A 25,732-nucleotide genomic window follows, 5' to 3' on the forward strand; every position below is an offset into this window, starting at 1 on the left:
TGGAGGGGGAGTGCGGGGTCGGGGGCCGACGCGGGCCGTTGATCCGCGGGGCCCGGAAGTCGCCGTGCGAGGACCCGGCGCCGAACCCCCGAGCCCGTCCGCCGGATGCCCTTATCCGGACGTCCTTATTTGGAGGGAATATCCCTATTGGCTGCCTATCGGGTAGCTTCGAGGTATGAACGGCGTACAGCTCCGACGCCTGCGCGGGACCCTGCTGGTCCTGGTCGCCGCCTTTCTCGGGCTGCTCGCCGTGATGGCGCCCCAGGCCCGGGCCGACACCAGCGTGGACACCATCGCCGAGGAACTCCAGCGGGACCCGGTCTATGTCGACCCCGAGGCCTCCGGAACGCTCAGCGACGCCGAGGCCGACGCGCTCTCCGAACGGATCGAGAACGCCGACAAGCCCGTCTTCGTCGCCGTGCTGCCCGAGGGCTACCGCACCGACGGCCTCTTCAACGACCTGCGCGCCCTGACCGGTGTCACGGGCGTCTACGGCATCCGCCTCGGTGACGCCTTCGACGCACGCGCCGACGCCGCCGTGATGAGCGGGCAGGAAACCCGCAACCTGGTCGGCGCGGTGGAGGGCGAGGACGCGAAGGCACAGCTGAACACCTTCGTGGACCGGGCCGTGCAGCAGGCCGAGGGCTCGGCGCCCGAGTCGTGGGCGGGCGGCACGTCCTCGAACGGAGACAGCGGCGGTGTGCACGTCGGTGCGCTGATCGTGGTCGGCTCGGTCCTGCTGCTCGGCGGCGTGGGCGGTTACACGGTGCTCAGGCGCAAGCGGCGCCGCAAGGAGGCGGAGCGGCAGGCGGCCCTGGACAAGCTGCGGGTGGTGGTCGACGAGGACATCACCGCGTACGGCGAGGAACTGGACCGGCTGGACTTCGACCCCGCCGACCCGGCCGCCGACGACGCCATGCGCGCCGACTACGAGCACGCGCTGGACGCGTACGAGAAGGCCAAGCGGTACATGGACCAGGCCCGGCAGCCGGACGACGTACGGGCGGTGACGCAGTCCCTGGAGGACGGCCGCTTCTCGCTGGCCGTGCTCGCCGCGCGCCGTGCGGGCGAGGAAACTCCCGAGCGGCGGCCGCCCTGCTTCTTCGACCCGCGGCACGGACCCTCGGTCGCCGACGTCGACTGGCGCCCCTCGGGCGGCCAGGCGCGCGAGGTCCCGGTCTGCGCGGCGGACCGTACCCGGATCGCCGACGGCGCGGACCCGGCCGTACGCGAGGTCGACACCGACCAGGGGCGGCGCCCGTACTGGGAGGCCGGTCCCGCCTACGGCCCCTGGGTGGGCGGCTACTTCGGCGGCGGCATCCTGCCCGGCCTGCTCCTCGGCACCATGCTCGGCAGCATGATGGCGACGCCCGGCTACGCCGCCGACTACGGCCACACCGAGGGCTTCAACGACGGCGGCGGTGGCTTCGAGGGCGGCGACCAGTCCGGTTCCGACTTCGACTCCGGCGACTACGGCGGCGGATTCGGGGACGGCGGAGGCTTCGGCGACGGGGGCGGCTTCGGCGGCGGAGGGGACTTCGGGGGCGGGTTCTAGGGTTCGGCTTCCGGGGTTCGGCTTCCCGGGTTCGGCCGGGCAGCGGATTTCGGCCAACCGTCCGTGCGGCGCCCGACAGGGCGCCGGGCCCGGTGGCCGTCGGCCGTCCGGACCCGTGCGCTCTCCCCGCCTGCGCCGTGGGCGCTTGTCGGCCGAGCTGTCAGGCGGACCTGACCGCCGAGATGTCGAAGACCAGCTTGATCTTGTCGGAGACCAGTACGCCACCCGTCTCCAGCGCGGCGTTCCAGGTCAGGCCCCACTCGGAGCGCAGGAGTTCGGCCCGGCCCTCGAAGCCCACGCGCTCGTTGCCGAAGGGGTCCTTCGCGGCGCCGTTGAACTCCAGGTCGATGCTGATCTCCTTGGTGGTGCCGAGCACCGACAGTTCGCCCGTGATGCGGTAGTCGTCGCCGCCGAGGGCCTCGGCGCGGGTGGAGCGGAAGGTCATCGCGGGGAAATCGTCCGTACGGAAGAAGTCGGAGCCCTTGAGGTGGCCGTCCCGGTCGGCGTTGCCGGTGTTCACGCTGTCCATCCGTACGTCGATACGCGCCGTGGACCGGGCCGGGTCCGCACCGTCCAGCTCAAGGGTGCCGTCGAAGTCGGCGAAGTGGCCCTTGACGTTGGTGACCATCGCGTGCCGGGCGACGAAGCCGATGCTGGAGTGCGTGGGGTCGAGGCTGTAGGTGCCGGTGAGCGCCGCCAGGTCCGGGTTCACGGGGGCGGGGGCGGTGGCGGTCTCGGTCGAGGTGCTGCTGCGGCCGAAGATTCCCATGGCTGACTTCTCCTTTGGCTGTTCCTGCGTCCGGGCTCTCCGCCTGGACTGTTTAATGTTCAACCACACCCACCGTAGACCTATTCCGTTCAAGGTTCAACATCTCCGGGTCGTGTCGAGGCGGCCCCGGGGCGGTGTGGAGATGGCGGCCCGGTGACGCGCGGCGGGCGAGTTCCGGTCGAAAGCGGAAGGAGGGCGGAAGAGGCATGGCGACGCGCGTAGATCTCGGGCACCATCTCCTCGCACCTCCTGCACGTCCCCGGCAATCACGGTCCACCGCGGCGGTTCCTCGCGCCGTCCGCCAGTGCGGTTCGCCGCGGCGGTCACCGCAGCGGATGCGGGACCGGTCATCAGAAGGGAAACCCCCGTGACGCAGCGCAGGATCGTCCGCACCGTCATCACCGCGTTCGCGCTGGTGCTCGGCGCGTTCTTCGCCCCCGGTTTCGGTGTGTTCGGCGGGGCCTCGGAGGCCAACGCCGCCACCAAGATCAGCCACGCCACCGCGACCTCGATGTTCCGCAGCTCGAACATCACCTGGTCGTCCTCCGGCGGCTGCTCGGACCGCAACAACCCGACCTGCACCTCGTTCGAGCAGCTCAACCTGTCCAGCGCCAAGGGCGCCCAGACGCTGAAGAGCGCGAGCGGCTGCGGCCTGAACATCACCGGTGGCACCGAGACCGGCCACGCGGGCGGCACCTACTCGCACTGGAACGGCTACAAGCTCGACTTCGGCAAGGGCACCTGCCTCACCAACTACATCAAGAACAACTTCAGCTACGCGGGCATCCGCGGTGACGGCGCCCCGATGTGGAAGTCCGGTTCCGGCAACATCTACGCGGACGAGGGCAACCACTGGGACGTCCTGTACTACAACTGCGGCGGCTGCTGATCCGCACGGGAGTGCGGGCCTGACCGGGCGCCGCGCACCCTCGACCGGGGCTCCCCGAGGCTGACCACACCGCCTCCGGGAGCCCCTTTCGCTACCCTGCCGAAGGGCTTTCGGTGCCTTCCCCGCGATTCCGCTTGGCCGGGAGGTGCTGTTGACACCGTCCAAATGTCACCGCAATCTGGCCGTCGCCGCCCGGTCACACAGTGGACATTCGCCGCCGGGCCGACGCCGGTGATCGAGTGGCCCGGCAGGGGAAAGCGCAGGCCCGCCCGGGCGAGTGTGATGCGAGTCTCAGTGCCTGGATCTTTGTGTGACCTCAACAAGCGCAGCAGCCCTGAACAGTGGGTTCAGGCCTTTCCCCGGAGGGTTCTGTCCGGGGCTACCAGGAAAACGCCCCGGAGACTGTACGGAGTCGACGGACCGGAATGCGGGTCCCCCTTCGTAAGGTCGCAGCATGACCGTTTTGGACGAGAGCCCGGGTGAACCCTCCGACGCGCGAGGGCGGGTGGCAGAGCTGCGCGCGATCCGCGCCAAGGCGCTCGCCGGGCCGAGTGAGAAGGCGACCGCGGCCCAGCACGCCAAGGGCAAGCTGACGGCCCGTGAGCGGATCGAGCTGCTTCTCGACCCGGGTACCTTCCACGAGGTCGAGCAGCTGCGGCGGCACCGGGCCACCGGCTTCGGCCTGGAGTCCAAGAAGCCGCACACCGACGGTGTCATCACCGGCTGGGGCACGGTCGAGGGCCGGACGGTCTTCGTCTACGCGCACGACTTCCGCATCTTCGGCGGCGCCCTCGGCGAGGCGCACGCCACCAAGATCCACAAGATCATGGACAAGGCCATCGCGGCCGGGGCCCCGCTGGTCTCGCTGAACGACGGCGCGGGCGCCCGTATCCAGGAGGGCGTCTCCGCGCTCGCCGGATACGGCGGCATCTTCCAGCGCAACACCCGTGCCTCGGGCGTCATCCCGCAGATCTCGGTGATGCTCGGCCCGTGCGCGGGCGGCGCGGCGTACTCGCCCGCGCTCACCGACTTCGTGTTCATGGTCCGCGAGACCTCGCAGATGTTCATCACCGGGCCCGACGTGGTCAAGGCCGTCACCGGCGAGGAGATCACCCAGAACGGGCTCGGCGGCGCGGACGTGCACGCCGAGACCTCGGGTGTGTGCCACTTCGCCTACGACGACGAGGAGACCTGCCTCGCCGAGGTGCGGTTCCTGCTGTCGATGCTGCCGCAGAACAACCGCGAGAACCCGCCGCAGGTGCACGGCGAGGACCCGGCCGACCGGCGCAGCGAGGTCCTCTTGGACCTGGTGCCCGCGGACGGCAACCGGCCCTACGACATGACCAAGGTGATCGAGGAACTCGTCGACGACGGCGAGTACCTGGAGATCCACGAGCGCTGGGCGCGCAACATCATCTGCGCCCTCGCCCACCTGGACGGCCAGGTCGTCGGCATCGTCGCCAACCAGCCGCAGACCCTCGCCGGTGTCCTGGACATCGAGGCCTCCGAGAAGGCTGCACGCTTTGTCCAGATGTGCGACGCTTTCAATATTCCGATCGTCACGCTCCTCGACGTCCCCGGCTTCCTGCCCGGGGTCGACCAGGAGCACGGCGGGATCATCCGGCACGGCGCGAAGCTGCTGTACGCGTACTGCAACGCCACCGTGCCCCGGATCTCGCTGATCCTGCGCAAGGCATACGGCGGTGCGTACATCGTGATGGACTCGCAGTCGATCGGCGCCGACCTGACCTATGCCTGGCCCACCAACGAGATCGCGGTGATGGGCGCGGAGGGTGCGGCCAACGTGATCTTCCGCAAGCAGATCACCTCGGCCGAGGACCCCGAGGCCATGCGCCGACGCATGGTCAAGGAGTACAAGGCCGAGCTGATGCACCCCTACTACGCGGCCGAACGCGGTCTCGTCGACGACGTCATCGACCCGGCGGAAACCCGCGAGGTGCTCATCCGCTCCCTCGCGATGCTGCGGTCCAAGCACGCGGACCTGCCGTCCCGCAAGCACGGCAACCCGCCGCAGTGATCCTGCGGCCCGTACCCGGAGAAGACTCACCCATGACCAGCTCTTCCCAGCCCTCCGCCGATACCGACCCGGCCCGCGCCATCGAGGCAGCCTCCCGGCTGCTGCGTGTGGAGAAGGGTCACGCCGAGCCCGAGGAGGTCGCCGCGCTGACGGCGATCCTGCTCGCCCGCGCCTCCTCCTCCGATGTCACCGCCGCCCCGGCCCACCGCGGCCGCAACAAGGCGGGCTGGCGCCGCCTGGAGCGCACCCCTGGCTTCCGCGCGCCGCACAGCTGGCAGGGCTGACGGCTCCTTCCGTACCCGAGTCATGACGGGGACCGCATGTGCGGCCCCCGTCACGGCTGCGTCACAGCGCCGCCCCGGACTCCCACCTCGCCCCTCGGGGCGGTGAGGGCCCGGGGCGTTCTTTTTGTCCCGACCGACGGGATTTGGCCGTGACGCAGAGCCATCCCCGGATGCCCCCATAAGCCGCACTCCCGACTGAACTGGCCTGCTGCGTCCGCCCGTTCGCTCACTCTCCGCCGGTGGATCGCCCCGTCACCCGTTTTGTATGGTGAGCGGGATTCAGCCAGGGGGGCCAGATGTCGGACCAACAAGCGGACACCGACCGCATCAAGGAGAGCGCGAAGACGCTCACGCGCATCCACTCGGACTTCAAGAACAACAGCAATCCCGCCGACGACCTCGGAGTCGGCACCCTGGGCGCGCAGAGCCTCATCGACGTGTTCGACGACTTCGGCAGCAACTGGAAGATCCACCGCGAACGGCTGATGGAAGAGCTGGAGAAGCTCGCCAAGGTGCTGACCCAGGCGGGCAAGTCCTACGACGAGATCGACCACGCCCTGGCCGAGGCGCTCCGCGCCAAGGACAAGCCCAAGAAGGGGGCGGGCAAATGACCCGCCCGGCCGCCCACGAGTGGGCCGTCCTCGGCGAGGACGGCGACCCGGTACCCGGCGACCCGGAAGAGGTAGCCGCCCTCGGCCGGAGCCTGCGCAAGACCGCCGACGCCATCCTCAAGCAGGCGGGCGAGATCAAGGCGCTCGCGGACGTGGACGCCTGGAAGAGCAAGGCCGCCGAGGAGTTCCGCAAGGAGGCCGAGGAGGCCGACGGCAAACTGCGCAAGGCCTTCAAGCGGTACGACACCGCCGCCGACGCGATCGGCACCGAGGTGGCGCCGGACGTGCGCAAGGAGTACGCCTCGGAGCTCAAGCGCGCCCAGACGATGGCCGACAAGGCGCTGGAGGACGCCAAGACGGCCGACGGCGAGCGCAAGTCGAGCTCCCGCGGGGTGGACCTGCTGCCCAAGGACACCAAGAAGGACGACCCCGAGCGCAAGAAGCTGGAGAAGAAGGGCGAGGCCGCCGACGACGCGCTGGCCCAGGCCAAGCGCGACCTGTCGACCGCCAAGGGGATCCGGAACGACGCCGCGGACAAGGCGTCCAAGGCCATTCGCCATGTGATCGACAACGACGGCCTCAAGGACGGCCGTTGGGACAAGTTCAAGGACTGGGTCCACGACAACAAGGGCTGGATCGACGAGGTCCTCAAGTGGTCCGGCCGGATCGCCACCGTCTGCGGAACTCTGTCGCTGTTCGTGGGCTGGATCCCCATCATCGGGCAGGCCCTCGCGGGCATCCTGGGCACCATCGCGCTGATCGCCACCGCCGTCTCCCTGGTCGGACACCTCGCTCTCGCCCTTGCCGGGGAGGGCAGTTGGTTCGACGTCGCCATGGACGTGGTCGGCCTCGCGACCCTCGGCATCGGCCGCGGCGCGCTCGCCGGAGCCAAGGGCGCCTCGCAGGCCGCCAAGAGCGCCTCCCGCACCGCCGCGTACAAGAACGCCCGGGCCGCAGGGAAGTCGGACGCCAAGGCGTGGAAGATCGCCAACCGGCTCAGCGGCGGCGAGGTCCGGGGCAAGGCCGCCGCCCAGGCCGTGAAGAACGCGCCCAAGGGCTGGTTCCCGGGTGCCGGGCGGGTCAAGGACGCCTTCAGTCCCAGGGCCATCGGCAGGGAGATGGCGGACAGCGTCAAGGACCTCAAGGCCTTCAAGGACGTGGGCGATCTGCGGCACGGCTCCTCGTGGGCGGGCAGCAGCTTCAAGGCCGGTGACTCGGGTCTCGACGACCTCGGCAGGAGCCTCGACGACATCGACCCCGCCCTCCGGCTCGACGACGCGGTCAAGGGGCACCTTGATACGTTCGAGACGCAGACCCGGATCTGGCAGGGCACCACTGCCTTCGCCTCCACCGTCGACATCGCCGACAAGGGCGAGGTCTGGGGCATGGTGGGCGCTCCCGAGGGGCTGTACGACCTGACCGGCGTCAAGGAAGCGACGACCACCAGCAATGGCTAGCCGACCCCATGCCGCCGACGCGGCGGACAACCCGGCCTCCGGCGAAGCGCGCCCCGATGTACGGCTGCGCCCGCGCGCGATGCGGGCCCCGGCGCTCGACATCGTGCGGTCCTCGGCGCTGTCCGCCGAGGACGGGGCGTTGGTGCTCACCGGCCGGAACGGGGACAGGCAGAGCTTCGTCGTCGGCGGTTCCGGCATCGCACGGATGCGGTACTTCCCCTCCGGCGGCGGGGAAAAGACCGACGCGGCACGGGCGTTGAACCGCTGGGGCACGGTCGTCTTCGAGGACGCCCAGGGCCTTCCGGTGGTCCAGGCGCCGCTCACGGACTGGCTCCCCGAGGCCGACTCCCTCGGCACGGCGTACGAGGACGAGGCCGACCCGCTCGCCCGGGCGGGCTTCCCGGAGCTCGCCCGGGCCCTCGGGGTTCCCCTCGACACCAGCGAGAGCACCTGGCAGGCACAGCCGGAGACGTACCGGCAGCACCGCTCGGTGCGCGCCGTCCACCACACCCTGCCGCCGACGCTGCACCGCGTGCGGATGCTCGCGGGCGTCGCCTGGGTGGCGGCCTTCCTGACCGGTGTGCTGGCGAAGGATCTCACCGGACCCGCCTTCGTCGTGGCCGGGGCCGCGCTGCTGCTCTTCGTGGTCTCCGGAGCGGCCGTGCACGCCGTGCTGCGACGGCGGGTACGCGACGTCGTGCCGAACGGCCCCGGCGACCCGGTACGCCCGTCTCCCGTCGAAGACCGCACCGTCACCCGGAGGTTCCTGCGGGTGCCCTTCGTGAAGGTGCTGCCGGGCGAACTCGTCCTGGTGGACTCCTTCGGTGCGGAGCGCAGGCTGCCGCGCGCGGGCTCGACCGCGGTCAAGAGCCTTGTCGTGGTGGACGACGCGCGAGGCGAACCCCTCGGCGTGGAGTTCCACGGCGCGGGGGGACAGGTACGAGCGCAGCTTCCCTGGCGCTGGTGGTTCGCGGGTCCCGGGGGAGCGCAGTCCTGGCAGCGCCTGGTCACGTCGCTCGCGGTGCCGGTGCGCCACCGCAAGGCACCGTCCGGCGCCAACGAGAAGACCTGGTTCACGGGACAGCCGCTGGGCGGGGACATCCTGCGCATGTCGCCACCGGAGCCGAGGGCCGCCCGTCAGGAGACCCAGGAGGCCAGCCACCTGTCCGGCGGCTTCGAGACGATCGTGCTGACCCTCTTCAGCATCCCCCTGATCATCGGGTTCGCCGGCGACGACCCGGCCCGCTTCGTCGCCGCCCTGCTCGCCGTGCCCGCCGTCGTCCTCCTCCTCGCGCCCGCCCTCACCCACCAGTTGACCAGCCGCTTCGGTCTCGACACCGAGGCGACGCCCCGCCAGGAGACCCCGTGACCGACGACCCGAGCGAGCAGGTCCCCTCGGACTACCGGATCCTGCTCCCCGAGGGCTGGTTCCGCCTCGCCCTGGAGCCGGACCGGCGAGCCGCCTCCGTGGACGCCCTGGTGGACCGGCAGCTGCGCGGCATCGACAACCAGCCGCAGCTGCGCGGTCTGTTGCGCACCGAGATGCTGGAGCGCGCCGAGAACGCGTACCGGGGCGGCGGCATCGAGTTGTACCTCAGCCTCCAGCAGGCGGGCGGACTCACCATCCCCGCCTCCCTGTTGATCACCCTGCTGACCCCGCCGCCCGGCCGCGGCCTGCCGAAGCTGAAGGACCTCGGCGCGGCTCTCGCTGCGGACGGCGAGGCCAAGGAGGTGAGCATGCTCGATCTGAACGCGGGCAGTGCTCTGCGGGTGCGCCGCGAGATCGCGCCGAGCGGGGAGGAGGGCGACTACGCCCAGCCCTCGGTCACCGTCGACTACCAGCTCGACATCCCGGGCGGCCAGGGGCAGTTGCTGCTCACCTTCTCCACACCGCTGATCCAGATCGCGGACGCCATGACCGAACTGTTCGACGCCGTCGCGGGTTCGCTGACCTGGAGCACCTCATGAGTGATCTCGACGTGCTGGGCGTCTCGGTTCCCGAGGACTGGGTCACGCTGCCGTTGCCGGAGGACTCCGTGGCCGCCTGGGCGCGAGAGACCTCCGCGGAGCTGGTGGAGCGTAGCCGGGCAGCCGGCTACGCACTCGATTCCCGAGCGCTGCGTTCCGACCTCAAGGCATGGGCGAAGGACAGCCGTCGGCGTGATCCGTTCAGCGCGTCGCTGCTCTACCCCGACGGGTTCGAATCAGCTCTGGCCCTGGTCGAGGTCACTCTGCTGGAGCCGGGCGCCACAGGCCCGCGCATCACCCTGGAGGGACTGGCCGAGTCTTTCTCGGCACAGGACTTCGGCCCTCCGGAGGTGAGCTATGTCGACCTGCCCGCAGGCCCGGCCGTTCGTATCCGGCAGAACTTCGCCGCGGAGTCCTCGGCGGGCGCAGAAGACCCGAAGGTACTGCAGGAGACGCTGACGTATGGCCTGATCCCGCACGGATCTGTCTGTGCCGTCATGCTGTTCGCTTCCTGGACGTTCCCTGGGATCGCACCCGAACTGGAGGAAACCATCGACGAGATCGCCCGCCGGATGGAAGCGGCGGTCTGATCCGGCGGTCTGATCCGGGGGTCCGACCCGGCGGCCTCGACAACGCGAAGCCCCGGCCCGTGATGGGCCGGGGCTTTCGCATTGCTGTCACCGCCCGCACCGAAGTACGGGACCAACTGCGGCCGTATCTACCGGAGTCGGGCCATGAGGGCGTGTTCGACGAGGGTGATGAGGGCGGATTTGGCGTCGGCGCGGTGGCGGGCGTCGGTGGTGATGATGGGGGTGTCGGGGCCGATTTGGAGTGCTTCGCGTACTTCGTCGGGGGTGTAGGGCTGGTGTCCGTCGAAGCCGTTGAGGGCGATGACGAAGGGGAGTCCTGAGTTTTCGAAGTAGTCGACGGCGGGGAAGCAGTCGGCGAGGCGGCGGGTGTCGACGAGGACGACGGCTCCGATGGCTCCTCGGACGAGGTCGTCCCACATGAACCAGAAGCGGTCCTGTCCGGGGGTGCCGAAGAGGTAGAGGATGAGGTCCTGGTCGAGGGTGATGCGGCCGAAGTCCATGGCGACGGTGGTGGTGGACTTGTCGCCGGTGTGGGTGAGGTCGTCGATTCCGGCTGAGGCGGAGGTCATGACGGCCTCGGTGCGCAGCGGGTTGATCTCCGAGACCGCGCCGACGAACGTGGTCTTGCCCACGCCGAAGCCACCCGCGACCACGATCTTCGCGCTGGTGGTCGACCTGGCGGATCCGCTAGAGCTTGCGAAGTCCACTGAGCACCCTTTCGAGCAGTGTCACGTCAGGCTGGCCACCGGTGTTCTCGTCGCCGCCGGGCTGGTGAATGGCGACGAGTCCCGCCTCCGCCAGGTCGGCGACGAGGATGCGGGCCACGCCGAGGGGAATGGTCAGAAGTGCCGAGATCTCCGCAACGGACTTGATCTCACGGCACAGATGGCAGATCCGCTGATGCTCGGGCAGCTGGCCCTGCATTTGGTGCGGCTGAGCGGTGGTGTGCACCAGCGCCTCGATGGCGAGCTGGTAGCGGGGCCTGGTGCGGCCGCCGGTCATCGCGTACGGACGCACCAGGGGGTTGTGCGCGGCCGGAGCGGGCTCGGGCGAGCGCCGCTGCGGCTGGACCGGCACGATACGCGGGGCGTGCGGCTGGTCGAAGGGCTGCTGTCGGCCCCCGCCGGGCTGCTGCGGTGCGTACGGCTGGTAGGGCCCCGGCGTGCCGGGTGCGGAGGGGTGGCCGAACCGGTTCTGCGAGCCGTCGCCCTGGCCGTGGCCGTACTGCTGCCACCTGGCCGAAGACGAACCCTCTGGGGGTGTTGACACGATTTCCTCCTCCGAAGCGCCGGGTCCATCGCCGTGGAACCGCGTCCCGAAACTTTACGTGGGCAGGACGCCAAAACGCACTGGTTGTTTGTCAGTTGAGAAGGCTTCCCTGGAGCTCCGCACGCAGGTCGGGGGTCAGGACATTGCCCGCCCGGTCGACGAGAAGCGCCATCTCGTACCCAATGAGACCGATATCCGCTTCCGGGTGGGCGAGAACGGCCAGCGAAGAGCCGTCGGAAATGGACATGATGAAGAGGAATCCTCGCTCCATCTCCACAACCGTCTGATTCACGCTGCCGCCCTCGAAGATCCGGGAGGCGCCCGCGGTCAGCGAGGTCAGTCCGGAGGCGACGGCCGCGAGCTGATCGGCGCGGTCGCGCGGAAAGCCCTCGGACATCGCGAGGAGCAGTCCGTCGGCGGAGACCACCACAGTGTGGGACACCCCGGGGGTGTTGTCCACGAAGTTGGTGATCAACCAGTTCAGGTTCTGTGCCGCCTGGCTCATCGGGCTCACACTAACGCTCCTGGTTGTAGGTGCTGTCAGGACCACCGGACTGGTTCGGTGCGGCCTGGCCGTTCGTGTCACTTCCTGCGCGTCCCCGCTGGACGCCGCGGCGCAGGTTGCTGAGCCTGCCCCGTACGTCCTCGGGGGACCGGGAGACCTGAGGGCCGCCCTGCGGGGTCTGCTCCGCGGTGCCCTCGATCAGATTCGCCTGCGGAACACGGCGCGGGAGTCCCGAAGGGGTGACCCCGCCGGCCTTCGGCTTCTTCAGCGATTCGGCCCGCTGCCACCGCTCGTCGTTGGCCGACCGCCAGTCCTCGTCGCGATCGCCCTCGTCGTCGTCCGCGGCGCTCTCGCTGTCGTGGTGCGGCGGGGCCTCCTGCGAGCCGTTGTCGGCCTGCGGCCACTGCCGACTCGCGCCGGAGACCCCCGGGTTGCCGCCTGCCTTGGAGCCGCGACGCGGGAGGCCTGCCCCGGTCAGTTCATGACCGTCACTGGGCGCAGTGGAAGTGGAACCCTGCAGGTCGAAGCCTACGCGCTCGTCGTCGGGAGCGGCAGGCCCGAGACCGGAATCCGTTCGATCTTCCTGCTCGTCCGGGTGCGCAGCCCGGTGCCCGTTGCGCGGCGGCCATGCGCCCTGCGCCGGTTCCTGGCGATAGTCCGCGAACGCCTGAAACGTCTCCTGCGGCGCGTCCGTCCGCCCGGCACCGTCGGCCGGTGCGTACGCCAGGTCCGGGTAGCCGTCCTGGCCGCCCTGGTACCGCTCCTCGTACGCGGGCTGCGGCCGCTGCTCGTACGACTGCTGTACGAGCCCGTAGTCCTGCGTGTGCTCCTGGTACGGCTGCCGCTCGTCGTACCCGGCGGGGTCGTAGCCCAAGGGCTGTTCGTAGCCGGGCTGTTGGGGCTGCTCGTACGGCTGCTGGTGCTGGGTGGCCGGGTAGGACGGGTCCTCGTAGGAGTCGGTGGATCCGTCGGGCCCGTCGTATCCGTTGGGTCCGTCGGGCCCGCTGTATCCGTCGTACTCGTCCTGGGGGGTACCCGCGTAGAACCGGTCGTCGTCGCCGTGCGTGGGCGGGCTGAGGGCCGCGCGGCGTTCCTCGCGCATCAGCGAGCGGCCGACCGGGTCCAGATCCCGCAGATCGTCGGGTATCTGGTGGTACTGGCTGTCGTCGAAGCCGAGTTCGGCCGCGGTGCGCGACGGCTCGACCTCGTGGGCCTGCTGCTGCGGGATGATCGAGGAGACGGTGAACTCCGGGTCCGCCGTGAGCTCGCCGCCACCGCCGTGCGTGATCACCTCGGGCAGCATCACCAGGGAGGTGGTGCCCGCCTGCTCGCCGGAGGGGCGCAGCTGGACCCGGATGCCGTGCCGGTCGGCGAGGCGGCCGACCACGAACAGGCCCATGCGCTGGGAGATCGCGGCGTCCACGGTCGGCGGGTTGGCCAGCTTGTGGTTGATGTCCGCGAAGTCCTCGGCGGTCAGGCCGATGCCCTTGTCGTGGATCTCGATCATGACCCGGCCGTCGGGCAGCCGGGTCGCGGCGACGCGGACCTTGGTCTGCGGCGAGGAGAAGGTGGTCGCGTTCTCCAGCAGCTCGGCGAGCAGGTGGACCAGGTCGGTCACCGCACGTCCGTGGATGTCGGCCTCGGGCACACCCGCGAGCTCGATGCGCTCGTACTGCTCCACCTCGGAGGAGGCGGCGCGCAGGACGTCCACAAGCGGAACCGGCTGGTCCCAACGGCGGCCCGGCTCCTCGCCCGCGAGGACCAGGAGGTTCTCGCCGTTGCGGCGCATACGCGTGGCCAGGTGGTCCAGGCGGAAGAGGTTCTCCAGCTGGTCCGGGTCGGCCTCGTTGTTCTCCAGGTCGGTGATCAGGGTGAGCTGGCCCTCGATCAGCGACTGGTTGCGGCGTGAGAGGTTGGTGAAGATCGCGTTGATGTTGCCGCGCAGCAGGGCCTGTTCGGCCGCGAGCCGGACGGCCTCGCGGTGCACCTGGTCGAAGGCGCGGGCGACCTCGCCGATCTCGTCGGTGGAGGAGATCGGGATCGGGTCGACCCGGGTGTCGACCCGGCCCGGGTCGGTGCGCGAGAGCTGGTCGACCATCATCGGCAGCCGCTGCTCGGCCACACCGAAGGCGGCGGTGCGCAGCCGGCGCATGGACAGGCTCATCTGGCGCGCCATGAGACCGGCCAGGACGAAGGCGATGAGCAGGGCGAGCAGGACCACGGCCGCGGTGACGAAGGTGCTGCGGCGCGCGTCGTCGGAGATGCTCGCCGCCTCGTTCACGGCCTGGTCGGACAGGGAGCTCTCGATCTCGCGGTAGGCGTCGAAGCGCGCCGTGTTCACGGCCCACCAGGCCTGCTGGGTGACGCCCTTGCGCGCCAGGTCCTGCCGGGCCTTCTCGGTGGGTTCGGGCATCGCGGTGAGCAGGCCGACCATCTTCGGTGTGGTCGGCGGCGCCTGGTAGCGCTTGCCCTTGGCCTTGGCCCGCGCGGCCTCCTGCTTGGCCTTCGTCTCCAGGTCGGTCTTCACCTTGGCCTCGGCCTTGGTATAGCGCTCCACGTCCTCGGGGCGGCCACCGGACTTGTACTCCTCGGTGGCGATGACCTCCAGGTACGCGTACGAACCGAGCGCGGTGCGCTGCATACCGAAGCCCTCGGCGTCCGGACCGGGCTTGACCAGCAGGTGCATACCGATGGAGCGCTGGAGGGAGGCGGCGGCCTTGGACAGCGAGACGGCGTAGACGGTACGGCCGTAGCTGGTGATGTTGCCGGTGCCGAGGCCCAGTTCGTTGGCGAACTCCATCAGCGGGTGCTGGATGGCGGTGTAGCCCTCCTCCGTCTTCACCCCCTTGAGCTTGGCGCTGTACGCGCTCTCGCGCAGCTTGCCCAGCCGGTGCTCGCTGTCGCGGAAGGCGGCGAGCCGGCGCTCCAGGCCCGGCTTGTCCGGCATGTTCCGGACGGCTTCCTCGAAGTCGGCGGCGGCCTGGTCGGTGACGCCGCGGGCCCGCTTGACGGTGGGGTCGTCCCGGTCGCCCTTCAGCAGCGGGGCGGCGCTCACGTCACGTTCGTTGATCAGGGCGTCGCCGTAGGTCAGGGCCGCGCGTACCAGGACGGCGGTGTTCTCGGCGTCCTCGGCCTCGTTCCAGGTCTCGATGGAGCTCTTGACCTGGAAGCCGCCCATCACGAGCCCTACCACGACGGGTATCAGCAGGATCGCGTTGAGCTTGGCCGGTACACGCCAGTTGCGCGGCGAGAACCGGCTTCCGGCGGGCGGGACGGCTACCGCGGGGGAGTGCGGCACGGAGGGCGCCGTTCCTCGCGCAGGAGGGGTGAAGTTGCCCCGCGCCGAGGGCTCGGGACCGTTATTGCTTCGCCTCACTCGACCAACAACCTCTCGGCGTCGGCACCTGACCATGTGCCGCTGTGTGCATCTCCGGACTCGTGAGTACGGGCCCGGTTCAGGCGCATTCCAGCACGTCAGCCTGTGGTCTAACAAACAGTTCGGCGGACAATTTCCGAGTGGCGTACACCTCAGATAAAGCGGGCATAAGGGGCGAGCCCCGTCAAAAGACGGGGCTCGTGTCGCTGACCGGAACCAGCCGGACGCGAACAGTGCTCAACTCGGGGCAATTCTCTGTCGAAACGTTATGAACGCCCCCTGAGGTCGTGTCGGAACCCACAGTTCCGCCCGTCCTCGCCTACAGCAACTGCCGTACGCCGCAAGGGAATTGACCCCTCACGGCGTCTGTCGGGCAGTGCCGGTGACGCCGTGTCCGGTTACCGGAGTCGGGCCATGAGGGCGTGTTCGACGAGGGTGATGAGGGCGGATTTGGCGTCGGCGCGGTGGCGGGCGTCGGTGGTGATGATGGGGGTGTCGGGGCCGATTTGGAGTGCTTCGCGTACTTCGTCGGGGGTGTAGGGCTGGTGTCCGTCGAAGCCGTTGAGGGCGATGACGAAGGGGAGTCCTGAGTTTTCGAAGTAGTCGACGGCGGGGAAGCAGTCGGCGAGGCGGCGGGTGTCGACGAGGACGACGGCTCCGATGGCTCCTCGGACGAGGTCGTCCCACATGAACCAGAAGCGGTCCTGTCCGGGGGTGCCGAAGAGGTAGAGGATGAGGTCCTGGTCGAGGGTGATGCGGCCGAAGTCCATGGCGACGGTGGTGGTGGACTTGTCGCCGGTGTGGGTGAGGTCGTCGATTCCGGCTGAGGCGGAGGTCATGACGGCCTCGGTGCGCAGCGGGTTGATCTCCGAGACCGCGCCGACGAACGTGGTCTTGCCCACGCCGAAGCCACCCGCGACCACGATCTTCGCGGAGGTCGTCGAGCGACCCTGATCAGAGCTTGCGAAGTCCACTGAGCACCCTTTCGAGCAGTGTCACGTCAGGCTGGCCACCGGCGTTCTCGTCGCCGCCGGGCTGGTGAATGGCGACAAGTCCCGCCTCCGCCAGGTCGGCCACCAGGATGCGGGCCACCCCCAGCGGCATCGAGAGCAGCGCCGAGACCTCGGCCACGGACTTCACTTCGCGGCACAGGTGGCATATGCGCTGGTGCTCCGGGAGGAGTCCCATCAGCTGGGCCGGGTCGGCCGTGGTGCTGACCAGTGCCTCGATGGCGAGCTGGTAACGCGGCCGGGTCCGGCCGCCGGTCATCGCGTACGGACGTACCAGCGGCTGGTCGCCCTCAAATCCGTACAGATCTTGTTGAGCTCCGTACGGATCGTGAGAGGCGGTGGGCGGGGTCATGTTGGGTCCTCCGGGCGGGACAGCAAGAGGTCAGCGTGCCGTCTGACAGAGCCGGTGGGGGTGCGTTTGGCGGCCGGACGGTGGGACGGTCGGTCATTTCGTACGGTCGTGACACATCGAGCAACGAGTAGCGGTGGACAGGGAGTGGGGGATCCCTCTCGGTCAGTGCAGCAGGCTCCCCTGGAGTTCCGCGCGCAGGTCCGGGGTCAGGACGTTCCCGGCGCGGTCGACGAGCAGTGCCATCTCGTATCCCACCAGGCCGATGTCACATTCGGGGTGGGCGAGGACGGCCAGCGAGGAACCGTCCGAGATCGACATGATGAACAGAAAGCCGCGTTCCATCTCGACCACGGTCTGGTTCACCGGACCGCCCTCGAAGATGCGCGAGGCACCCGCGGTCAGCGAGGTCAGTCCGGAGGCGACGGCCGCGAGCTGATCGGCGCGGTCGCGCGGAAAGCCCTCGGACATGGCCAGAAGCAGCCCGTCGGCGGACACGACGACGGTGTGGGACACCCCTGGGGTGTTGTCCACGAAGTTGGTGATCAACCAGTTCAGATTCTGTGCAGCCTGGCTCATCGGGCTCAACTAACGCTCCTGCTGGTGAGTGGGGCGCGGAACACTGTCGGTCGACGGACCGTTTCCGGCGCGGCGACCCTGTTGGATGCCCCGGCGGAGATTGGTCAGCCGCCCACGCACCTCGTCCGGTGCACGGGAAACTTGGGGACCTGCTGCCTGCGATTGCTGGGATTCTGCGGTGCCGGGTACGAGATTGGCACGGGGAACCCGCCGCGGGAGGCCGGAATTGGTTACTCCGCCTGCGGAGGGCTGCCTTATTCGCTCGGCCTGGCGCACGAGTTCGTCGTTGGGCGAGGCCCGCCAGCCCGGACGGCCGGGCTCGGCGGGACGCTGCGGACCGCCGGGGGCGCCGCCCTGCTCGCCGGGTCCCGAGGGTCCCGCGAACTCGCCGAGCTCGTCGCCGGGGTACTGCGGGCGCTGCGGCTGTGCGGGCTGCTCGGGCCGGCGGGCGTCCGGCCGCGGGCCGGCGGGGCGATTGCCCAGCGGCCCGTTCTGCGGACGGCCCGGGTAGGGCTGCTGGGGCTCACGCGGGGCGTCATGAGCGGACGGCTCACGGGTCTCGGCGGGCTGCTGGGCCTCGGCGGCCTGCTGGTTGCGGAACCAGGTGGTTTCCAGCGTGTCGTAGAGCGGGGTACGGCCGTCGCCCGGACCCGAGGCCGGGGGCAGCGCCTCCGGCTCGCTGCGGCGCGGGGCCGCGGGGGAGGGCGGCAGCACGCCGCCCGGACGCTGCGCGGGCGGGCGCGGTGCCTCGTAACGGCCGTTGTCCTGACCGGAGTTCGGCCGCGGGAAGGAGTCGGTGTCCTGGCCGTCGTACGCGCGCTCGGAGCCGTCCGCACCAAAGGCGCCGTCGGGTATCCGGTGCGCGCCGGTGTCCTCGGGGCCGCGCGAGCCGTGGGCCGGGAACCGGTGGGCGCCGGTGTCGCCGGCGTTGTCGGGGTCGTACGCGTCACGCGGGGGCAGCCGGTGGGAGCCGGTGTCCTCGTGCCGCGGGGCGGTGGGACGCGGGAAGGAGCCGGTCGACTCCGGGCCGCGCGGCGCGGGGCCGCGCTCGTCACGGGCGGGCGGTGCCGCGAACTGGCCGGTGTCGGACGGGTCCTGGCCGCCCTGCGGACGCCCGCCGAAGACGTCGGAGCGCATGTACGGACCCGCGTTGGGCTGCGGCGGGCCGGAGTTCGGCCGCCCCGGTCCGCCGCTCGCGGGCGGCGGACCGTCCAGCGCGGGCCGGGCGAACTGCCCGGTGGAACCGGGGCCTTCGGCCTGCACGCGCGGGAACTCGCCGGTGGAACCGGGGCCGTTGACGTCGGGGCGCGGGAACTCCCCAGTGGAATCAGGGCCGTTCAGCGCGGGCCGGGCGAACTCGCCCGTGGCGCCGGGACCTTGGCGGTCGTCGACCTTCGGGAGCTGCGCCGTGGCGTCCGGCTCCTCGTGGCCGCGCGGACCGTCCTGGCCCGAACGGCCGCCGCCGGTACGGGAGTTGTTCGGGTCCTCGGCGTTCCAGGCCGGGCTCGCGGCACGCGGGCCGCCCGGCAGCTCGGCACGCGGACCGCCGGGGGGCGGCAACTGCGGCCGACGGGAGCCGTCGTCGCGGGTCTCCTCGCCCCGGCGCGGACCGGGCACACCGGGCCCGGGGGACTGGAGACCGGAAGGTACGGGAGCGGAGGGACGCGAGGGCAGCGGCGGAACCGGAGCGCCCGGCGCGGCACCCGAGCCCTGCGGACGCGGGGCGCCCGGACGCGAGCCGGAGGCGCCGGCGTCCCGGGAGGGCAGTGCGGCGCGGGGTCCGGAACCGGACACCTGGCCGCGCTTGGGCAGTGCGCCCATCCGGCTGGTGCCCGGGCCCGACTGCGAGGGCCCCTGGCCGGGGGTGTTCCGGCTGCCCGGACCGCTCTGGTTGCCCTGGGCGATCTGCGGGGTCTGGTTGCCGGGACCCGACTTCTGGGCGACCGCGCTGCGACGGCCCGCCGCGGCCTGGGCCACGGCCGAACCACCGCTGCTCGCACCGGACTTGCCGGGCTTCGCGGGCATCTTGCGACCGCCCTGGGCCACGTCGACCGGCAGCATGACGAGTGCCGTCGTACCGCCCGAGTCGGAGGGCCGCAGCTGGATGCGGATGCCGTGGCGCTGCGAGAGGCGGCCGACCACGAACAGGCCCATGCGGCGGGAGACGGAGACGTCCACGGTGGGCGGCGAGGCGAGCCGCTCGTTGATCGCGGACAGGTCCTCGGGCGACAGACCGATACCGGTGTCGTGGATCTCGATCAGCACCCGGCCGTCGGGCAGCGCGTGACCGGTGACCTTGACCTTGGTCTGCGGCGAGGAGAACGAGGTGGCGTTCTCCAGCAGCTCGGCGAGCAGGTGGACGAGGTCGTTGACGACGCGGCCCGCGACCTCGGTGGCCGGTACCGCGGACAGCTCGATGCGCTCGTACTGCTCCACCTCGGAGGCCGCGGCGCGCAGCACGTCGACCAGCGGGACGGGCCGGGTCCAGCGTCGGCCCGGCTCCTCACCGGCGAGGACGAGGAGGTTCTCGCCGTTACGGCGCATACGGGTCGCGAGGTGGTCCAGCTTGAACAGCGAGGACAGCTGGTCCGGGTCGGCCTCGCGGGACTCCAGCTCCGAGATCAGCGAGAGCTGGCGCTGGATGAGGCCCTGGCTGCGGCGCGAGAGGTTGGTGAACATCGCGTTGACGTTGCCCCGGAGCAGGGCCTGCTCGGCGGCGAGGCGGACCGCCTCGCGGTGCACGTCGTCGAAGGCCGAGGCCACCTTGCCGATCTCGTCGCGCGAGTGCACACCCACCGACTGCACGGAGGTGTCCACGTCCTGCGGGTCGGCCTCGGAGAGCTGCTTGACCAGCTCGGGCAGCCGGTCCTGGGCGACCTTGGTGGCGGTGTCCTGGAGGCGGCGCAGCGAGCGGATCATGGAGCGGGCCACCACGAAGGCGCCGACCAGCGAGACACCGAGCACCAGGAACACCAGCACACCGCTGATGATCGCTTCTCGCTCGGACTCGTTGCGCAGCTCGCGGGCCTGCTGCTCCATCTTGCCGAGCAGGGTCAGCTCGATCTTGGACATCTGCTCGATCTTGGCGGTGTCCGAGTCGACCCAGTCCTTGTAGGAGCGCTTGTCCTCCTGGCGGATGCCCTCGTCCTGGGTCAGGACGCGCTCCGCGTAGGTGTCCGCTTCCTTGATGGTCGGGTTGCCGCGCTCGATCGGGGTGAGCAGTTCGTCGGGGTTCTCGTTCTTGGACAACTGGCGGAACGAGTTGAGTTCGTCCCGCTGGTTGTTGTACGCCGCCTCGCCGTACTGCCGGTCGGTCTCGGAGAGCTTGCCGGTCTCGCGGTTGTTGGCGGGCAGGGCCGCCGCGATGATCGCGCGCTGGATCGACGCGTACTCCTTGGCCGAGGAGAAGGCGGCCAGGGCGCGGGTGCGCTGAATCATCTCCGGGTTGCTGGTGGCCTGCGCCATGTCCTGCGAGAGGCCGAGCAGTTGCTCGATCAGGCGGCTGTACGCCTCGACCGTTTGCGAGGAGTTGTCGGGGTTGGCGAAGGCGGCCTGGCGGATGCTGCTGAGCCGATTGAGCTGTTCGACGATACGGACCACGTTGTCGCGGATGCCGTCGAGGCTGGCGGTGTCGTTGCTGTCCTCGATCTGGTGGGTGGCCTCCATGAAGGCCTGGCGCTCGCGGTCCGTGGTGTCGCGGGGGCCCTTGACGTCGAAGTCGCTGCCCTTGCCGCCGTTGGACAGCGGGCCCGCCGACAGGTCCCGTTCCTTCTGCAGCGCGCTGGCCAGCTCGGTGGCCTGCTTGGTCATCTCGGTGAGCAGCCGCATGTTGTCCAGCTGCTCGATGTCGTTCATCGACTGGTTGATGCGCATCCCGCCGAGGGTCGTCGCGGCGACGACGGGCAGGGCGAGCAGGGACACCAGGCGGGTGGAGATGCGCCAGTTCCGCAGCAGGAGGCGGTTGCCGGGCCCGGCCGGGGCGGTGGCGGTCGCGCTCTCGGCGGACTTGCCCCCGGAGGCGGCGGACGTGGTCGTGGTGGTCGGCTTGTGGGCGTGCTGGACCGAGGAATCGCGGTCGCTCGCGCTGCGCTCCGGCTGCGCCGCAGCTTCCTTCTGGGCCTGGCGGCTCGGCGCGGACCCCGAGCCATCCCTCTTGAAACGTCCCTGCACTAGCGTCGCAACCTCTGGACCAGGCGCCCTGCCGTTGTACGGCGGGACGATGACGGCGTCGTCGGGGCGCCGGGGCGCCCCGGGCGGTCGGTGTGACCGGCCCCTTGTTCCCCCTTCCCGCTGCCTCCCGGCGCCTGCTTCGTGCGCGCGAGTGCGCCGGGTCGGACCCGCGGCGGTCCCGGGAATTCCAGCACAGTGCTCGATCTCCAACAAGGCCCGCAAGTCAGCCGGTGGCTGTTGTGACACGGAGTGAGAGTGGGATCACCAACTGTGGGAGGCGATTGGGGTCAGGGTGGGCAATCAGGACAAAAAATGCCGAGAGGCACCCCTGTCCCAGTCGGGATGATCAGAGGCGAAATCTGCCTGTACGTTGGCAATTGCCGGTTTCGGTAACGCGCATTGATCACCCCGTCTGCCCCGATATGCCCGATGTCTGGTGAGCAAAATCACAGGCCCTGGACTGACTGCTCTCGGTGCCGATCGGGCACGGAATGTTTAGCCTGACGCTTTACAGGGATGGCAAATCCGACAACCCGCGCCCCCGCGGCGGCCGATGACGGCCGGTGCTCGGGGGCGCCGTGATGACAGGGCCGAAACGGCAGATGACGACCACGAAGACGGTGAACCCGGTGAAGATGTTCCGCAACATCGCCAACCCGCGGCGCACCACCCTCGCCCACCTCGACGACGCCGGAACCCTCCAGGTCTCCGAGCAGCCGGAGCACTCCGTCGAACTGCCCACCCAGACCGCCAACCCCCGGCGCACCATCCTGATGACCGTCCCGGAGACCGCGCCGGTCGCCTGAGTTCCGGCGGGCTCTCCCGCCGAGGGTGCGGCCACGGGCGCACCCGCCCCACAGTCATCGCCGCCGGGCCCTCACGCGATGCGTTCGCGTCGGGGCCCGGCGGTGTCGCGCCCGCCCTCGGCGGTAATGGGCCCGAAGACCCCTGGCCGGAGCGTTAGCCTGGAGCGTCAGACTCCGGCCAGCGGAAGCAGAGGGGCACAGGCACTCCCGTGCGCATCGCCAGGTTCTCCATCGACGGCAACGTCGCGTTCGGCGCGGTCGAGGGCTCCGCCCCCGACGAGCTCGTCCTCGACATCATCAAGGGCATTCCGTTCGCGGACTTCGAGCTCTCCGGCACCAAGGTCCCGCTGAGCAAGGTGCGGCTACTGCCCCCCGTGCTGCCGAACAAGGTCGTCGCGTACGGCCGCAACTACGCCGCGCACGCGCGCGAGATGGGCGGCGAGGTCCCCGAGGTGCCGTTCGCCTTCTTCAAGCCGTCCACCTCGGTGATCGGCAGCGGCGACGCGATCCAGTACCCGTCCTTCAGCCAGGAACTGCACCACGAGGCCGAACTCGCCGTCGTCATCGGCCGGATGTGCCGTGAGGTGCCGCGTTCCCGGGTCAAGGACGTGATCCTCGGCTACACCTGCGCCAACGACGTCACCGCGCGCGACGTCCAGCGCACCGAGAAGCAGTGGGCCAGGGCCAAGGGCTTCGACACCTCCTGCCCGCTCGGCCCCTGGGTGGAGACCGAGCTGGACCCCTCGGACCTGACCATCCAGTGCACCGTCAACGGCGCCCAGCGCCAGCTCGGCAGCACCGCCCAGATGATCCACTCCGTCGAGGAGCTGGTCGTCAACATCTCCGAGGCCATGACGCTGCTCCCGGGCGACGTCATCCTCACGGGCACCCCGGAAGGGGTCGGCCCGCTCAGTGTCGGCGACGAGGTCGCCGTCACCATCGAAGGCATCGGCACTCTCACCAACAAGGTGATCAAGCGTGGCTAACTCCCCTGTTCGCGTACGGTTCTGTCCCTCCCCGACCGGCAACCCCCATGTCGGCCTGGTCCGTACCGCCCTGTTCAACTGGGCCTTCGCCCGGCACCACCAGGGCACCTTCGTCTTCCGTATCGAGGACACCGACGCGGCCCGCGACTCCGAGGAGTCCTACGAGCAGCTCCTGGACGCGATGCGCTGGCTCGGCTTCGACTGGCAGGAGGGCCCCGAGATCGGCGGCCCGCACGCGCCGTACCGCCAGTCCCAGCGGATGGACCTCTACAAGGACATCGCGAACAGGCTGGTCGAGGGCGGCTACGCCTACCCGTGCTACTGCACCACCGAAGAGCTCGACAACCGCCGCGAGGCCGCCCGCGCCGCCGGCCGCCCCTCCGGCTACGACGGCACCTGCCGCGAGCTGACCGCCGAGCAGAAGGCCGCCTACGAGGCCGAGGGCCGCAGCGCGGTCATCCGCTTCCGGATGCCCGACGAGCCGATCACCTTCACCGACCTGGTGCGCGGCGAGCTGACCTTCACCCCGGAGAACGTCCCGGACTACGGCATCGTGCGCGCCAACGGCGCCCCGCTGTACACGCTGGTCAACCCGGTCGACGACGCCTTGATGGAGATCACTCACGTGCTGCGCGGCGAGGACCTGCTGTCCTCCACACCGCGGCAGATCGCGCTCTACAAGGCGCTGATCGAGCTGGGCGTCGCGAAGGACATCCCGCTCTTCGGACACCTGCCGTACGTGATGGGTGAGGGCAACAAGAAGCTCTCCAAGCGCGACCCGCAGGCCTCGCTGAACCTCTACCGCGAGCGCGGCTTCCTGCCCGAGGGACTGCTCAACTACCTTTCCCTGCTGGGCTGGTCGCTCTCCGCCGACCGCGACATCTTCTCCATCGAGGAGATGGTGGCCGCCTTCGACATCGCGGACGTGAACCCCAACCCCGCCCGGTTCGACCTGAAGAAGGCCGAGTCGATCAACGGCGACCACATCCGCATGCTCGACGTGAAGGACTTCACCGCGGCCTGCGCGCCCTGGCTGAAGGCTCCCTTCGCGCCCTGGGCGCCGGAGGACTTCGACCAGCAGACCTTCGAGGCCATCGCGCCGCACGCGCAGACCCGCCTCCCGGTGCTCTCGGAGATCACCCAGAACGTCGACTTCCTCTTCCTGCCCGAGCCGGTCGAGGACGAGGCCTCCTGGACCAAGGCCATGAAGGAGGGCTCGGACGCGCTGCTTCGCACCGCCCGCGCCAAGCTGGAGGACGCGGACTGGAACAGCGCCGAGTCCCTGAAGGCCGCGGTGCTCGCCGCGGGCGAGGAGCACGGCCTCAAGCTCGGCAAGGCGCAGGCCCCGGTCCGCGTCGCGGTCACCGGCCGTACGGTCGGCCTCCCCCTGTTCGAGTCCCTGGAGATCCTCGGCAAGGAGCGCACGCTGCGCCGCATCGACGCGGCCCTGGCCAAGCTCACCGCCAACTGATCCGGCCCGTACGGGAGTTGGCTTCCGTACGGGGGAGGGGCGCCGTCCGTTCGCGGGCGGCGCCCTTCGCCGTTGCCGCTCGCCGGCGCAAGCCGGTCCGCCCTGTCGGACCGCACGGCGCGGGCGATAGCGTCGGGGCATGAGCAGCGAACCCGCAGCCCCCTCCGCCGAGCCCGCCGCCTCAGCACCTCCGCCGAACCCGCAGGACGCCGCAGCGCTCCCGGCGACCGCGGTGATCGAACCCGCCACGGTGCCGGAGCCGATCGAAGCGGTCGTCTGGGACATCGACGACACGCTCTTCGACTACGCCGGGGCCGATCTCGCCGGACTGCGGGCCCACTTGGGCGCCGAAGGGCTCCTCGACCTCCACGGCTCCACCGAGGCGGCCCTGGCCGAATGGCAGCGCCTCACCAGGATCCACTGGGCCCGCTGCGAGTCGGGCGAGGTCGATTTCCTCACCCAACGCCGCGACCGCGTACGGGAGTTCCTCACCTCGTCCCTGGACGACGACGGCATCGACGCCTGGTTCGCGGGCTACGCCGTCCACTACGAGGCCGCCTGGGCGCTGTTCCCGGACGTACTGCCCGCCCTCGAGGCGCTGTCCGGCCGCTACCGGCACGCGGTGCTCTCCAACTCCGCGCTGTCCACCCAGGAGTACAAGCTCGCGACTCTCGGCCTGCGGGACCGTTTCGAGGCGGTGCTCTGCGCGGTGGACCTCGGCGTCTCCAAGCCGGAGCCGGGCGCCTTCCACGCGGTGGGCGAAGCGCTCGGCCTGGCCCCGGCGCGGATCGCGTACGTGGGGGACCAGCCGGACACCGACGCCCGCGGTGCGCGGGACGCCGGAATGCTCGGAATCTGGCTGGACCGGACCAACTCGCCCTCGGCGACGCCCTCGGGGGTTCACCGCATCACGTCGCTCGCCGAGCTGGAAGCCCTGCTCGGCACGCATACTCGTTTTGGAGCGCCGTCCACCTTCGGGTAATGTTCTTCCTGCGCCGCCCGGAAGGGGCCGAGAGGCCCGGCCGGTCGGTACACACACAGAGCAGAAGT

22 protein-coding genes are annotated in these 25,732 nt (G+C 70.3%); 13 read left to right on the forward strand and 9 right to left on the reverse strand.

The annotated features are described in order from the left end of the window. Positions 1–175 precede the first annotated feature (175 nt). Positions 176–1,555, forward strand: a complete 1,380-nt coding sequence (locus HUT18_RS26375) for a hypothetical protein (RefSeq protein WP_176103028.1) — start codon at positions 176–178, stop codon at positions 1,553–1,555. Positions 1,556–1,715: 160 nt separating this feature from the next. On the opposite strand, the gene HUT18_RS26380 is transcribed toward HUT18_RS26375, so the two are convergent. After that, entirely contained in the window at positions 1,716–2,324 is a 609-nt protein-coding gene (locus tag HUT18_RS26380) for a YceI family protein (protein WP_176103029.1), read from the reverse strand. Between the two features lie 367 nt (positions 2,325–2,691). On the opposite strand from HUT18_RS26380, the gene HUT18_RS26385 reads away from it, so the two are divergent. The 8 genes from HUT18_RS26385 to HUT18_RS26420 all read left to right on the forward strand — a co-directional run bounded on the left by HUT18_RS26385 (position 2,692) and on the right by HUT18_RS26420 (position 10,161). Next, positions 2,692–3,213: a hypothetical protein gene (locus tag HUT18_RS26385; protein ID WP_176103030.1), complete on the forward strand. Its 522-nt coding sequence runs from the start codon at positions 2,692–2,694 to the stop codon at positions 3,211–3,213. A gap of 454 nt (positions 3,214–3,667) precedes the next feature. Continuing rightward, on the forward strand, positions 3,668–5,251 hold the full coding sequence (locus HUT18_RS26390) for an acyl-CoA carboxylase subunit beta (protein ID WP_176103031.1): 1,584 nt from the start codon (positions 3,668–3,670) through the stop codon (positions 5,249–5,251). Between the two features lie 80 nt (positions 5,252–5,331). Continuing rightward, on the forward strand, positions 5,332–5,535 hold the full coding sequence (locus tag HUT18_RS26395; protein ID WP_368661574.1) for an acyl-CoA carboxylase subunit epsilon: 204 nt from the start codon (positions 5,332–5,334) through the stop codon (positions 5,533–5,535). A 296-nt stretch (positions 5,536–5,831) separates the two neighbouring features. Beyond that, the gene (locus HUT18_RS26400; RefSeq protein ID WP_176103033.1) at positions 5,832–6,146 is read left to right on the forward strand and encodes a hypothetical protein; all 315 of its coding nucleotides are present in this window, start codon (positions 5,832–5,834) and stop codon (positions 6,144–6,146) included. Beyond that, entirely contained in the window at positions 6,143–7,603 is a 1,461-nt protein-coding gene (locus tag HUT18_RS26405) for a hypothetical protein (RefSeq protein ID WP_176103034.1), read from the forward strand. Before HUT18_RS26400 ends, HUT18_RS26405 begins: the two co-directional genes overlap by 4 nt. Then, positions 7,596–8,972, forward strand: a complete 1,377-nt coding sequence (locus tag HUT18_RS26410; protein ID WP_176103035.1) for a hypothetical protein — start codon at positions 7,596–7,598, stop codon at positions 8,970–8,972. The genes HUT18_RS26405 and HUT18_RS26410 overlap by 8 nt, the downstream gene beginning before the upstream one ends. Continuing rightward, positions 8,969–9,571 (forward strand): hypothetical protein, encoded by a 603-nt coding sequence (locus HUT18_RS26415; protein ID WP_176103036.1) that lies wholly within the window; start codon positions 8,969–8,971, stop codon positions 9,569–9,571. Before HUT18_RS26410 ends, HUT18_RS26415 begins: the two co-directional genes overlap by 4 nt. Then, positions 9,568–10,161, forward strand: coding sequence for a hypothetical protein (locus HUT18_RS26420; protein ID WP_176103037.1), 594 nt, complete (start codon positions 9,568–9,570; stop codon positions 10,159–10,161). The genes HUT18_RS26415 and HUT18_RS26420 overlap by 4 nt, the downstream gene beginning before the upstream one ends. A 128-nt stretch (positions 10,162–10,289) precedes the next feature. Here HUT18_RS26420 and HUT18_RS26425 read toward each other — a convergent pair whose 3' ends face one another. From HUT18_RS26425 to HUT18_RS26460, 8 genes are all read right to left on the reverse strand, one after another. After that, positions 10,290–10,868, reverse strand: coding sequence for an ATP/GTP-binding protein (locus HUT18_RS26425; RefSeq protein WP_176103038.1), 579 nt, complete (start codon positions 10,866–10,868; stop codon positions 10,290–10,292). Next, the gene (locus HUT18_RS26430; RefSeq protein WP_176103039.1) at positions 10,849–11,430 is read right to left on the reverse strand and encodes a DUF742 domain-containing protein; all 582 of its coding nucleotides are present in this window, start codon (positions 11,428–11,430) and stop codon (positions 10,849–10,851) included. Before HUT18_RS26430 ends, HUT18_RS26425 begins: the two co-directional genes overlap by 20 nt. Positions 11,431–11,521: 91 nt before the next feature. Then, positions 11,522–11,935 (reverse strand): roadblock/LC7 domain-containing protein, encoded by a 414-nt coding sequence (locus HUT18_RS26435; RefSeq protein WP_176103040.1) that lies wholly within the window; start codon positions 11,933–11,935, stop codon positions 11,522–11,524. Positions 11,936–11,945: 10 nt separating this feature from the next. Then, a complete protein-coding gene (locus tag HUT18_RS26440; RefSeq protein ID WP_176103041.1) occupies positions 11,946–15,311 on the reverse strand; it encodes a nitrate- and nitrite sensing domain-containing protein in 3,366 nt (1,121 codons plus the stop codon). Positions 15,312–15,709: 398 nt separating this feature from the next. Next, the gene (locus HUT18_RS26445; protein WP_176103042.1) at positions 15,710–16,285 is read right to left on the reverse strand and encodes an ATP/GTP-binding protein; all 576 of its coding nucleotides are present in this window, start codon (positions 16,283–16,285) and stop codon (positions 15,710–15,712) included. Continuing rightward, positions 16,266–16,673, reverse strand: coding sequence for a DUF742 domain-containing protein (locus tag HUT18_RS26450; RefSeq protein WP_176103043.1), 408 nt, complete (start codon positions 16,671–16,673; stop codon positions 16,266–16,268). Before HUT18_RS26450 ends, HUT18_RS26445 begins: the two co-directional genes overlap by 20 nt. A 162-nt stretch (positions 16,674–16,835) precedes the next feature. Next, positions 16,836–17,249, reverse strand: coding sequence for a roadblock/LC7 domain-containing protein (locus tag HUT18_RS26455; protein WP_176103044.1), 414 nt, complete (start codon positions 17,247–17,249; stop codon positions 16,836–16,838). 9 nt (positions 17,250–17,258) lie between these two features. Next, positions 17,259–21,419 carry a nitrate- and nitrite sensing domain-containing protein gene (locus HUT18_RS26460; protein WP_303246557.1) on the reverse strand — a complete coding sequence of 1,387 codons (4,161 nt, stop codon included), beginning with the start codon at positions 21,417–21,419 and terminating at the stop codon, positions 17,259–17,261. A 602-nt stretch (positions 21,420–22,021) separates the two neighbouring features. On the opposite strand from HUT18_RS26460, the gene HUT18_RS26465 reads away from it, so the two are divergent. The 4 genes from HUT18_RS26465 to HUT18_RS26480 all read left to right on the forward strand — a co-directional run bounded on the left by HUT18_RS26465 (position 22,022) and on the right by HUT18_RS26480 (position 25,664). After that, a complete protein-coding gene (locus HUT18_RS26465; protein WP_176096603.1) occupies positions 22,022–22,225 on the forward strand; it encodes a hypothetical protein in 204 nt (67 codons plus the stop codon). Between the two features lie 209 nt (positions 22,226–22,434). After that, complete coding sequence (locus HUT18_RS26470) at positions 22,435–23,211, forward strand: fumarylacetoacetate hydrolase family protein (protein ID WP_176103045.1); 777 nt, start codon at positions 22,435–22,437, stop codon at positions 23,209–23,211. After that, positions 23,204–24,682, forward strand: coding sequence for a glutamate--tRNA ligase (gene gltX / locus HUT18_RS26475; protein ID WP_176103046.1), 1,479 nt, complete (start codon positions 23,204–23,206; stop codon positions 24,680–24,682). Before HUT18_RS26470 ends, gltX begins: the two co-directional genes overlap by 8 nt. A gap of 139 nt (positions 24,683–24,821) precedes the next feature. Continuing rightward, positions 24,822–25,664, forward strand: a complete 843-nt coding sequence (locus HUT18_RS26480) for an HAD family hydrolase (RefSeq protein ID WP_176103047.1) — start codon at positions 24,822–24,824, stop codon at positions 25,662–25,664. Positions 25,665–25,732 lie beyond the last annotated feature (68 nt).

Source organism: Streptomyces sp. NA04227, from assembly GCF_013364195.1.
Classification (GTDB): domain Bacteria; phylum Actinomycetota; class Actinomycetes; order Streptomycetales; family Streptomycetaceae; genus Streptomyces.

Bases quoted from the DNA above. Each gene is read 5' to 3' on its own strand.
- HUT18_RS26375 (WP_176103028.1), top strand. From the start codon at position 176: ATGAACGGCGTACAGCTCCGACGCCTGCGCGGGACCCTGCTGGTCCTG.
- HUT18_RS26380 (WP_176103029.1), bottom strand. From the start codon at position 2,324: ATGGGAATCTTCGGCCGCAGCAGCACCTCGACCGAGACCGCCACCGCC.
- HUT18_RS26390 (WP_176103031.1), top strand. From the start codon at position 3,668: ATGACCGTTTTGGACGAGAGCCCGGGTGAACCCTCCGACGCGCGAGGG.
- HUT18_RS26400 (WP_176103033.1), top strand. From the start codon at position 5,832: ATGTCGGACCAACAAGCGGACACCGACCGCATCAAGGAGAGCGCGAAG.
- HUT18_RS26405 (WP_176103034.1), top strand. From the start codon at position 6,143: ATGACCCGCCCGGCCGCCCACGAGTGGGCCGTCCTCGGCGAGGACGGC.
- HUT18_RS26410 (WP_176103035.1), top strand. From the start codon at position 7,596: ATGGCTAGCCGACCCCATGCCGCCGACGCGGCGGACAACCCGGCCTCC.
- HUT18_RS26420 (WP_176103037.1), top strand. From the start codon at position 9,568: ATGAGTGATCTCGACGTGCTGGGCGTCTCGGTTCCCGAGGACTGGGTC.
- HUT18_RS26435 (WP_176103040.1), bottom strand. From the start codon at position 11,935: ATGAGCCAGGCGGCACAGAACCTGAACTGGTTGATCACCAACTTCGTG.
- HUT18_RS26450 (WP_176103043.1), bottom strand. From the start codon at position 16,673: ATGACCCCGCCCACCGCCTCTCACGATCCGTACGGAGCTCAACAAGAT.
- HUT18_RS26455 (WP_176103044.1), bottom strand. From the start codon at position 17,249: ATGAGCCAGGCTGCACAGAATCTGAACTGGTTGATCACCAACTTCGTG.
- HUT18_RS26465 (WP_176096603.1), top strand. From the start codon at position 22,022: ATGACGACCACGAAGACGGTGAACCCGGTGAAGATGTTCCGCAACATC.
- HUT18_RS26480 (WP_176103047.1), top strand. From the start codon at position 24,822: ATGAGCAGCGAACCCGCAGCCCCCTCCGCCGAGCCCGCCGCCTCAGCA.